This window comes from Pseudomonas sp. OV226 (assembly GCF_003148705.1).
Classification (GTDB): domain Bacteria; phylum Pseudomonadota; class Gammaproteobacteria; order Pseudomonadales; family Pseudomonadaceae; genus Aquipseudomonas.
The window spans coordinates 70517-81263 of sequence record NZ_QGGS01000025.1; the positions used below are offsets into that span (position 1 = coordinate 70517).

The window sequence follows — 10747 nt, forward strand, 5'->3', positions numbered from 1 at the left end:
TTCATCCGTAAGAGCAAAGCTTGCTCGCGATAGGGGAAACCCCGGTCTATCCAAAGAACGGGGTAACTCCATCGCGGGCAAGCCTTGCTCCTACAGGATTTGAGAATATTCAATGTTCGTGGAGTTTTTGCCCCTATGAAGCACAACGTCATCCTTGTCGTGCTCGACGGCCTCAATTACGAGGTCGCGCGCCACACCATGGGGCACCTGCAGGCCTACGTCGGCGCAGGACGCGCAGCGCTCTACAAACTGGAGTGCGAACTGCCGGCCCTGTCTCGCCCCTTGTACGAATGCATTCTCACCGGCGTCCCGCCGATCGAGAGCGGCATCGTTCACAACAATGTCTCGCGCCTGTCCAACCAGCGCAGCATCTATCACTACGCCACCAACGCCGGCCTGAAAACCGCTGCGGCGGCTTATCACTGGGTCAGTGAGCTGTACAATCGTTCGCCGTTTATTGCCGCACGGGACCGTCACACCGACGACGAGAACCTGCCAATCCAGCACGGTCACTTTTACTGGAACGACCACTACCCGGATTCGCACCTGTTCGCCGACGCCGAAAGCCTGCGCGTGCGTCATGCGCCGAACTTTCTATTGATCCACCCCATGAACATCGACGACGCCGGGCACAAGCACGGCCTCGATACCCCGCAATACCGCAACAGCGCCCGTTCGGCCGACATCATCCTGGCCGACTACCTGCGCACCTGGCTCGATGCCGGTTATCAAGTACTGGTGACGGCCGACCACGGCATGAACAACGACCGATCCCACAACGGCCTGTTGCCGGAAGAACGCGAAGTGCCACTGTTTGTCCTCGGCGATGCGTTCAGCTTGAACACCAGCGCTATGCCGAAACAGACTGAAATCTGCGGCACCGTCTGCGAACTGCTGGGCGTGGCCCACGACAAACCTGTGTGCCGGGAGCTGCTCAAGTGAATGCCAATACCCGTGGCAAGTGGCTGGCGGCGTTGTGTCTTGTGCCCTTTGTACTGTTCTTTATCGTGTTCGAAATCGCCCCGCTGATCTGGGTGATGATCAACAGCCTGGAATCGGAAGAGTTTGGCTGGGGCCTGGCCAACTTCACCAAGATCTTCAATTCAAAGTTCTATTTGCAGGCGATCCAGTACAGCCTTGAGATCAGTTTCTGGTCCAGCGTATTCGGGATCATCATCGCGGTGCTTGGCGCCTACTCCCTGCGTCGGGTCGACTCGAAACTGCGCAACTTCGTCAACGCCTTCGCCAACATGACCAGTAACTTCGCCGGCGTGCCACTGGCCTTCGCGTTCATCATTCTGCTGGGCTTCAACGGCAGCTTCACCATCATGCTCAAGCAGGCCGGGATCATTCAGGACTTCAACCTGTACTCGAAAACCGGGCTGATCATTCTCTACACCTACTTCCAGATTCCACTCGGCGTGTTGCTGCTCTACCCGGCGTTCGATGCCTTGCGCGAAGACTGGCGCGAGTCCGCCGAACTGCTCGGCGCCAGCGGCTGGCAGTTCTGGCGGCACATCGGTTTGCCGGTGCTGACGCCAGCGCTGCTCGGCACATTCGTGATCCTGCTGGCCAACGCCCTCGGCGCCTACGCGACGGTGTATGCACTGACCACCGGCAATTTCAACGTGATGACCATCCGCATCGCGGCAATGGTGTCCGGTGACATTTCCCTCGATCCGAATCTGGCCAGTGCCCTGGCGGTGGTGTTGGTGGCGTTGATGACCCTGGTGACCATCGTGCATCAGCTGCTGTTGAAGAGGAGTTACCATGTCTCGCGCTGAACTGGGCCCCGTGGGCGTTTACCACCGCGTCGTGGTGTACCTGCTGTTTGCCATTCTGTTGTTGCCGCTGCTCGGCACGTTCATCTATTCGATCTCCAGCAGTTGGTCGGCCACTATCCTGCCCAGCGGCTTCAGCATCAAATGGTACGTGCAGCTGTGGAGCGATCCGCGCTTTCTGAACGCTTTCGGTCAATCGCTACTGGTCTGCGTCGGTGCGCTGATCCTGTCGGTGGTGCTGATTCTGCCGCTGCTGTTTGTGGTGCATTACCATTTCCCGAAACTCGACGCATTGATGAACATTCTGATCCTGCTGCCCTTCGCGGTGCCGCCGGTGGTGTCTTCGGTGGGGCTGTTGCAACTCTACGGGTCGGGGCCTTTCGCGATGGTCGGCACGCCGTGGATTCTGATTGGCTGCTATTTCACGATTGCCCTGCCGTTCATGTACCGGGCCATCACCAACAACTTGCAAGCGATCAACCTGAGCGACTTGATGGACGCCGCCCAACTGCTCGGCGCCAGCACCTGGCAAGCGGCCTTCCTGGTGGTGCTGCCGAACCTGCGCAAAGGCTTGATGGTGGCGTTGCTGCTGTCGTTCTCGTTCCTGTTCGGCGAGTTCGTGTTCGCCAACATCCTCGTCGGCACCCGCTACGAAACCCTGCAGGTCTACCTCAACAACATGCGCAACAGCAGCGGCCACTTCACCAGCGCACTGGTGATTTCCTACTTCCTCTTTGTGCTGGTTCTGACCTGGGCGGCCAATATCTTGAACAAGGACAAAAGCGAATGAGCTATGTGAGCGTCCAACATCTTCAAAAGAGCTACTCATCATCAAGGCAGGCCGGCACCACAGTATTCAGCGACATCAACTGCGAAATCCAGAAAGGTGAATTCGTTACCCTGCTCGGCCCGTCCGGTTGCGGCAAGTCCACGCTGCTGCGCTGCATCGCCGGCCTGACCTCGGTCGATGGTGGCAAGATCCTGCTCGATGGCCAGGACCTCGTTCCCCTGAGCCCGCAGAAACGCGGAATCGGCATGGTGTTCCAGAGCTATGCGCTGTTTCCGACCATGACGGTGGAACAAAACGTCGCCTTCGGCCTGCGGATGCAGAAGGTCAACGCCGACGACAGCCAGAAGCGCGTCGCCGAAGTGCTCAGTTTGGTGGAGTTGAACGACTTCGCCGCTCGATATCCGCATCAACTGTCCGGCGGCCAATGCCAGCGCGTCGCCCTCGCCCGTTCACTGGTGACCCGGCCACGCTTGTTGTTGCTGGACGAACCGCTGTCAGCCCTCGATGCACGGATTCGCAAGCACCTGCGCGAACAGATCCGTCAGATCCAGCGTGAACTGGGCCTGACCACGATCTTTGTCACACACGATCAGGAAGAAGCGCTGACCATGTCAGACCGGATTTTCCTGATGAATCAGGGAAAGATCGTACAAAGCGGCGACGCCGAAACCCTGTACACCGCCCCGGTGGATGTCTTTGCCGCCGGTTTCATCGGCAACTACAACCTGCTGGATGCCGACAGCGCCTCGAAGCTGCTGCAACGGCCAATCAGCCACCGCATCGCCATTCGCCCGGAAGCCATCGAGCTGAGCCTGAACGGCCAACTGGATGCCCAGGTGCGCAGCCACAGTTTGCTGGGCAACGTGATTCGGTACCGGGTCGAAGCCCGTGGTGTGGAATTGGTGGTAGATGTGCTCAACCGCTCGGCGGCCGACCTGCATCCCGATGGTCAGCGCCTGGCGCTTTCCATCGATCCGACGGCCCTGTGTGAGGTAGCCTGATGACCTTGCTGATGTTGAAGAGAGAACTGCACTAATGGCCCTGGCAATTTTTGATCTGGATGAAACCTTGATCCACGGCGACTGCGCCACCCTCTGGAGCGAGCAAATGGGTCGACTGGGCTGGGTCGATCCCGAGTCGTTCATGCGTCAGAACAACGAACTGATGGACGCCTACAGCCACGGCAAGTTGCGAATGGAGGACTACATGACCTTCAGCCTGGAACCGATGATCGGCCGCACGCCGGAAGAGGTTGAGCACTTGGTCGGGCCTTGGGTGGAGGACTTCATCGAGCCGATTATCTTCAGCGACGCTACCAAGGCCATCGCCGCCCACCGCAAGGCCGGCGACCGGATTCTGGTGATCTCGGCGTCCGGCACGCACCTGGTGAAGCCGATTGCCAATCGCCTGGGCATCGACGAGATTCTCGGCATCGAACTGGAAGTGGCGCATGGCGTGTACAGCGGCCACACCGTGGGCACGTTGACCTACCGCGAAGGCAAGATCATCCGATTGCTGGAATGGCTGGATGCGGAAGAGGAAAACCTCGAAGGCGCGAGTTTCTACTCGGACTCACGCAATGATTTACCGCTGTTGCTGAAAGTGGATTTTCCCCACGTGGTGAATCCGGATCCGGTGCTGCTTGAGCATGCCGAAAAGGCCGGCTGGCCGATCCACCTCTGGAAGTAACAGGTAGCCCCTGTAGGAGCATGGCTTGCCAGCGATTCAGGCGACGCGGTGTGTCTGTCAAAACACGCCAACGTTCATCGCGGGCAAGCCATGCTCCTACAGGAGAGAGTCAAACCAAGCTTTCGTCGATCACCAGCACCAGCTTCCCCGCCACCGTGTTGGTCGCCAATTCGGCAAACGCCGCTTCGGCATCCTTGATCGGGAACGTCCTGGCCAACTGCGGGCTCAGTCGCCCCTCGGCAAACAGTGGCCAGACGTGCTGGCTCAAATCGCTGAACAAGTCCGCCTTGAACTGATCGTCGCGACTGCGCAAGGTCGACCCCAGCAGTTGCACACGCTTGGCCAGCACTTGCGCCAGGTCCAGCTGCGCCTCACGGCCGCCCATCAGGCCGATCAGCACCCAACGTCCATCTCGGGCCAGCAGCTTGAGGTTCAGCGCCGCGTAATGACCGCCAACCGGGTCGAGGATCACATCGAATGGCCCCAGGTCATTCAAACTGTCCAGGCCACCCTTGCGCACCACCCCGCCCTGCGCCCCCAGCGCCTCACAGTAAGCCAGACGCTCGGCAGAGCCGACGCTGACCCAGCACGGGTTGCCAAACGCCTTGCACAGCTGAATGGCGGCTGAACCAATTCCACTTGCTCCGGCGTGCAGAAGAACTTTCTCACCCGGTTTAAGCGCCGCGAGTTGATACAAATTCAGCCAGACGGTTGCATACACTTCGGGCAGTGCTGCCGCCTCGACCAGTGACAAACCGTCTGGCACTGGCAACACATGCCGTCCGTCGACAACTACCTCTTCGGCCATCCCGCCCCCGGCCAGCAAGGCGCAAACCCGATCTCCGACCTGCCAGGAAGACCCCGGGCCGACCTCGCTGATCACCCCTGAACACTCAAGACCCAGTACTTGACTGGCCCCGGGCGGCGGCGGATACAGACCCGCTTTCTGTAACAAATCGGCGCGATTGAGACCCGCAGCCGCCACGCGAATGCGAACTTGTCCTACATCGCATGTAGGACTGGGCTCTTCAAGCCACTCCACTTGACCGTCAACGCCTTGCAATGCTTTCACAGTGCCTCCATAGTGAGTCTGGACTGAGCCCGTAGCTGTAGCCTCGGGCTTTCTTGCATTATGCGACCGGCCCTTGTGGATCCGGCGACTTCAAAGACGGCCTAATATGCGTGATCAATTGTCCCCGCGTCGAATCAGCATGAAGCATTTTTTTCCTGGCACCGCCCTAGCCCTATTCATCGGTATCGGCCTGTTGCCGCTATCGACCAATACGTTTGCAGCCAATAGCTGGGACAAGCTTCAGCCTGATCGTGACGAAGTAATCGCCAGTCTGAACGTCGTCGAATTGCTCAAGCGCCATCACTACAGCAAGCCGCCGCTCGATGACGCGCGCTCCGTGATCATCTACGACAGCTACCTCAAGCTGCTGGACCCGTCGCGCAGCTACTTCATGGCCAGCGACATCGCGGAATTCGACAAATGGAAAACCCAGTTTGACGACTTCCTCAAAAGCGGCGACCTGAACGCCGGGTTCACCATCTACAAGCGCTACCTGGACCGCGTCAAGGCGCGTCTGGACTTCGCCCTTGCCGAGTTGAACAAAGGCGTCGACAAGATCGATTTCACCACCAAGGAAACCTTGCTGATCGACCGCAAGGACGCGCCTTGGCTCAAGTCCACCGCCGAACTCGACGACCTGTGGCGCAAACGCGTCAAGGACGAAGTGCTGCGCCAGAAGATCGCAGGCAAGGACTCCAAGCAAATCCAGGAAACCCTGACCAAGCGCTACAAGAACCAGTTGGCGCGCCTGGACCAGACCCGCGCGGAAGACATCTTCCAGGCGTACATCAACACCTTCGCCATGTCCTACGACCCGCACACCAACTATCTGTCGCCGGATAACGCGGAGAACTTCGACATCAACATGAGCCTGTCCCTGGAGGGCATCGGCGCTGTGTTGCAGAGCGATAACGACCAGGTGAAAGTCGTGCGTCTGGTGCCGGCAGGCCCGGCCGACAAAACCAAACTGGTTGCTCCGGCCGACAAGATCATTGGTGTTGCCCAAGGCAACAAAGAGATGGTCGACGTGGTCGGCTGGCGTCTCGACGAAGTGGTCAAGCTGATCCGCGGCCCGAAAGGCACCGTGGTGCGCCTGGAAGTCATTCCGGCCAGCAATGCGCCTAACGACCAGACTTCCAAGATCGTGCCGATCACCCGCGAAGCGGTGAAGCTTGAAGACCAGGCCGTGAAGAAGTCCGTGCTGAACCTGAAACAGGACGGCAAGGACTACAAGCTCGGCGTCATCGAGATTCCGGCCTTCTACCTCGACTTCAAAGCCTTCCGTGCCGGTGATCCGGACTACAAGAGCACCACGCGCGACGTCAAGAAACTGCTGACCGAGCTGCAGAAGGAAAAAGTCGACGGCGTGGTCATTGACCTGCGTAACAACGGCGGCGGTTCCCTGCAGGAAGCCACCGAACTGACCAGCCTGTTCATCGACAAGGGCCCTACTGTTCTGGTGCGTAATGCCGACGGCCGTGTCGACGTGCTGGAAGACGAAAACCCGGGCGCGTTCTACAAAGGCCCGATGGCGTTGCTGGTCAACCGCTTGTCCGCCTCGGCTTCGGAGATTTTTGCCGGCGCCATGCAGGACTACCACCGCGCGTTGATCATCGGCGGCCAGACCTTCGGCAAAGGCACCGTGCAGACCATTCAGCCGCTGAACCACGGCGAACTGAAACTGACCCTGGCCAAGTTCTACCGGGTTTCCGGCCAGAGCACCCAGCATCAGGGCGTACTGCCGGACATCGATTACCCGTCGATTATCGACACCAAGGAAATCGGCGAAAGCGCCCTGCCGGAAGCCATGCCGTGGGACACCATCCATGCGGCCATCAAGCCTGCGGTCGACCCGTTCAAACCGTACCTCTCGCAACTCAAGTCCGAGCATGACGTGCGTTCGGCCAAAGACGCGGAGTTCGTGTTTATCCGCGACAAACTGGCCCTGGCGCAGAAACTGATGGCAGAAAAAACCGTCAGCCTCAATGAAGCGGATCGTCGTGCACAACACACCGATATCGAAGCCAAACAACTGGCCATGGAAAACATCCGTCGCAAGGCCAAGGGCGAAGAGCCGCTCAAAGAGCTGAAGAAAGAAGACGAAGACGCCATCGCGGCCGAGCCGGACAAGACCAAGCCAGAAGACGACGCCTACTTGAGCGAGACCGGTCGGATCCTGCTGGACTACCTGAAACTCAACAGCGCGGTCGCCAAGCACTAAGTTGTTACAATCACGATGATGGCAATTTAATGCTGACGCTCCCCGGAGCGTCATCAAACAGTCATCATTCTGTCGTGAAATAAGGGACTGGGAGCACCTCTGACAAGAGGCTGCTCCCAGTCCTTTTTTATCGCCCCGAGATTGCCATGACCATGACAGAACAGCTGAGTGCCTTGAGTTCCATACTGGCTCAAAGCGGCTTGCACAGCCTGTTCCAACCGATCATTTCCCTCTCCGAGCGACGCATTGTCGGCTATGAAGCCCTTACTCGCGGCCCTTCGAACAGCCCGCTGCACTCCCCCATCGCCTTGTTCTCCGTGGCGCGCCAGGCCGGTCGCTTGAGCGAGCTGGAAATCGCTTGCCGTGAAAGTGCTTGCCGACGTTTCAACGAACAGCAACTGCCAGGCAAGCTGTTTCTCAATGTCTCTCCGGAATCCCTGCTCGAAGCCGCCCACCAGCCTGGGCGCACGCTGCAACTGCTGCAGGATTTCGGTATTCCACCGAGTCAGGTGGTCATCGAACTCACTGAACAGACCCCGACCGACGATTTCCAGTTGCTGCAAAACGCGCTGCATCACTATCGGGCGATGGGCTTTTCCATCGCACTGGATGATCTGGGGGCGGGGTATTCAAGCTTGCGATTGTGGTCCGAGCTGCGTCCGGATTACGTGAAGATTGATCGCCATTTCATCGACGGGATTCACCAGGACGCGCTCAAACGCGAATTTGTCGGCTCGATCCTGCAAATCGCCAAAGCCTCGCGGGCCCAAGTGATTGCCGAAGGTATCGAATTGCCGGAAGAGCTCGCGGTGTTGACCGAGATGGGCGTCGACCTGGTCCAGGGCTATTTGCTGTGCCGTCCTCAGGAGCACCCGCCCCGGGATGCACGTAACCTGATGCCCAAACACGACAGCACCGCCGTCGCGCTTAACGACGAAGGCAGCGACCTCAGTGCCCTGCTCAACGACCAACCGGCCGTGTCGCGCGATACGCCGACCGCCACCGTGCTGGAAGCGTTCCGCCGCCAGGCCAACCTGAACTCCCTGGCGGTGCTCGACGAGCAAGGCCACCCCTGCGGCATCGTTCACCGGCATTCGCTCTCAGACGCGCTACTCAAGCCGTTTGCCACCGACCTGTTCGCGCGCAAACCGATCAGCCGCTTGATGAACGACGACTTTCTGGCCGTCGAAATGAGCCAGTCGCTGCAACAGGTCAGCCGCCTGATCACCAGCCGCGCCCGCCAGCGCATCGAAGAAGATTTCATCATCACCCTCAACGGCAGCTACCTGGGACTGGGTCGGGTCATTGATGTACTCAAACTGATTACCGAACTAAAAATCCAGCAAGCCCGCTACGCCAACCCGCTGACCCTGTTGCCCGGCAACGTACCGATCCAGCAATGCCTGACACGGTTGCTGCAACAGGAGCGCGAGTCGATCATCTGCTACGTCGACATCGACAGCTTCAAACCCTTCAACGACATCTACGGCTACGGACGTGGCGACGAAGTCCTGTTGTGCCTGGCGCAATGCCTGAACGATCGCGTCGACCCTTCCCGCGACTTCGTCGGCCATATCGGCGGCGACGACTTCCTGCTGGTGCTCGGCCCGGAAGACTGGCGAAAACGCTTGAACCAACTGCTGGACGACTTCCACAGCCAATGCCGACGCTTCTACCGCAGCGAACACCTGGAAGCCGGCTGCTTCATCGCCCCCAATCGTCAGGGAGTGCGCCAGGAATTTGCGCTGCTGTCACTGTCGATTGGCGTAGTGCACCTGCATCCGCGGGCCTGTGGACAACTCGATGCGAGCCAACTGGCGGAGATGGCATCGCAGGCTAAACACCATGCGAAGAATGTGCAGGGGTATAGCGTGCATGTGATTGATAGTTTGGCGGTGCCAGCAGCCGAAGAAACGCTAATGGCCGGACACCGCTAACCCGATCATTCCCACGCTCCCGCGTGGGAATGCCTCCAGGGACGCTCCGCGTTCCAGTCACGCCACCGGTGTCGAGCCGGGCACCCGATTGACGCAGAGCGTCATGGGCTGCATTCCCACGCAGAGCGCGGGAACGATCATTCAAAAAGCAGTGAGTCGAGACGCCTATGGCGTTGCCCGCAACCGCCGCCCGATCACATCCAGCACATCACAGCCATCGCGCAACGGGATGGCGCACAGCAAGGCAAAATCGCTGAGGATGAAGGACTCGCACTCGACCGAACCGCGCATCGACATGTTCTCCAGCACCTGCGTGACGGCGCGAATTCGATAGCTGGCAGCGTCATACAAAACATCGAGCGGCGCGTGGGTATCGACGAACAGCGTGGGCATGTCGGTGCAGTTGCCGGTGAGGGCCATGAAGCGGTTTTTGGGGTGGGGGATTGGTTTTTCGTAGGGTGGATCGGGGTGAAGATTTTTCATTATTGAAGCCTCTGGTAGTGAACGGTCGCTACCATCGGCCTTCCTACAGGCTTGGGTGGCAGCTATGCACGGGGTAGGAATATCGAGACCAGAGAACTCGACCACACCGAAGCGTGCCCGCGCACAGCCGCCGCAACTGATCTTACGGACGCATGTTGACGGCCGCAATTCAGGTGTCGACGCCGGAGCGTCCTCTCTAGTCTTGAAGGGTTCCTACACCCCGCCACTGAATGTTCAGTGACCACCAGAGACTATCGATGGAAAACATTTCACACCAGTTCATGGAAACCGCCGCGACTTGAAGGAAACTTCCGACGGTCTTGCCCAGAAATTTCGCGTCCGTCTCAAAAACGCCGACTACCAAGTGGATTGGTCTTCAAGACTGGCTTTTTTAAGGTCTTCTTTCCACTCTTCTCTTGCGTATTTATATACATCTTCAAAGAAGCCTCGAGGATCGACTATCTCCGTCTCATCCCAAGCCATAGACGTATTTGCCTCATAATCACTTTCAAACTGTGTAGAAAAATCAAAATCCGACTGTGCTAGAGCATCCTCAAGAATCTTAAACATCAAAAATCGATGCCTATATGGCAAATACTCAAGCTTACCTAACAGAAACACCCTAATAATTTTTTCTCTATCAGCACTATCATTCGGGTTATATACCCACAATGCCTCACCAAGTGTTTCCTCACGATCAAAAATAGAGATACCTCCCAACCAGTACAAAAGCGTTGGCTCAAAAGGAAGGTCATACAAAGGCCACTTCAACAT

General features: G+C 58.3%; 10 protein-coding genes. 7 read left to right on the plus strand and 3 right to left on the minus strand.

The window, feature by feature from the left end; all coding sequences use genetic code 11:
- Nucleotides 1-135: 135 nt before the first annotated feature.
- The 5 genes from C7534_RS27705 to C7534_RS27725 are packed head-to-tail and all read left to right on the plus strand — an operon-like array spanning nt 136 to nt 4260.
- Nucleotides 136-942 (plus strand): alkaline phosphatase family protein, encoded by an 807-nt coding sequence (locus C7534_RS27705; protein ID WP_109787714.1) that lies wholly within the window; start codon nt 136-138, stop codon nt 940-942.
- Nucleotides 939-1784 (plus strand): ABC transporter permease, encoded by an 846-nt coding sequence (locus C7534_RS27710; protein WP_109787715.1) that lies wholly within the window; start codon nt 939-941, stop codon nt 1782-1784. Before C7534_RS27705 ends, C7534_RS27710 begins: the two co-directional genes overlap by 4 nt.
- A complete protein-coding gene (locus tag C7534_RS27715) occupies nt 1771-2571 on the plus strand; it encodes an ABC transporter permease (protein WP_046027128.1) in 801 nt (266 codons plus the stop codon). The genes C7534_RS27710 and C7534_RS27715 overlap by 14 nt, the downstream gene beginning before the upstream one ends.
- Entirely contained in the window at nt 2568-3572 is a 1005-nt protein-coding gene (locus C7534_RS27720; RefSeq protein ID WP_109787716.1) for an ABC transporter ATP-binding protein, read from the plus strand. Before C7534_RS27715 ends, C7534_RS27720 begins: the two co-directional genes overlap by 4 nt.
- Nucleotides 3573-3606: 34 nt before the next feature.
- Nucleotides 3607-4260 carry an HAD family hydrolase gene (locus C7534_RS27725; protein ID WP_109787717.1) on the plus strand — a complete coding sequence of 218 codons (654 nt, stop codon included), beginning with the start codon at nt 3607-3609 and terminating at the stop codon, nt 4258-4260.
- A gap of 109 nt (nt 4261-4369) precedes the next feature.
- Here the strand turns inward: C7534_RS27725 and C7534_RS27730 are convergent, their stop codons facing one another.
- The gene (locus C7534_RS27730) at nt 4370-5332 is read right to left on the minus strand and encodes a zinc-binding dehydrogenase (RefSeq protein WP_046027131.1); all 963 of its coding nucleotides are present in this window, start codon (nt 5330-5332) and stop codon (nt 4370-4372) included.
- A gap of 139 nt (nt 5333-5471) precedes the next feature.
- On the opposite strand from C7534_RS27730, the gene C7534_RS27735 reads away from it, so the two are divergent.
- Both C7534_RS27735 and C7534_RS27740 read left to right on the plus strand, forming a co-directional pair.
- Nucleotides 5472-7553, plus strand: coding sequence for a carboxy terminal-processing peptidase (locus C7534_RS27735; protein ID WP_175649011.1), 2082 nt, complete (start codon nt 5472-5474; stop codon nt 7551-7553).
- Nucleotides 7554-7699: 146 nt separating this feature from the next.
- Nucleotides 7700-9490, plus strand: a complete 1791-nt coding sequence (locus tag C7534_RS27740) for a bifunctional diguanylate cyclase/phosphodiesterase (protein WP_109787718.1) — start codon at nt 7700-7702, stop codon at nt 9488-9490.
- A gap of 165 nt (nt 9491-9655) precedes the next feature.
- Here the strand turns inward: C7534_RS27740 and C7534_RS27745 are convergent, their stop codons facing one another.
- Nucleotides 9656-9973: a hypothetical protein gene (locus tag C7534_RS27745; RefSeq protein ID WP_109787719.1), complete on the minus strand. Its 318-nt coding sequence runs from the start codon at nt 9971-9973 to the stop codon at nt 9656-9658.
- A 357-nt stretch (nt 9974-10330) separates the two neighbouring features.
- Nucleotides 10331-10747 carry a hypothetical protein gene (locus C7534_RS27750; RefSeq protein ID WP_109787720.1) on the minus strand — a complete coding sequence of 139 codons (417 nt, stop codon included), beginning with the start codon at nt 10745-10747 and terminating at the stop codon, nt 10331-10333.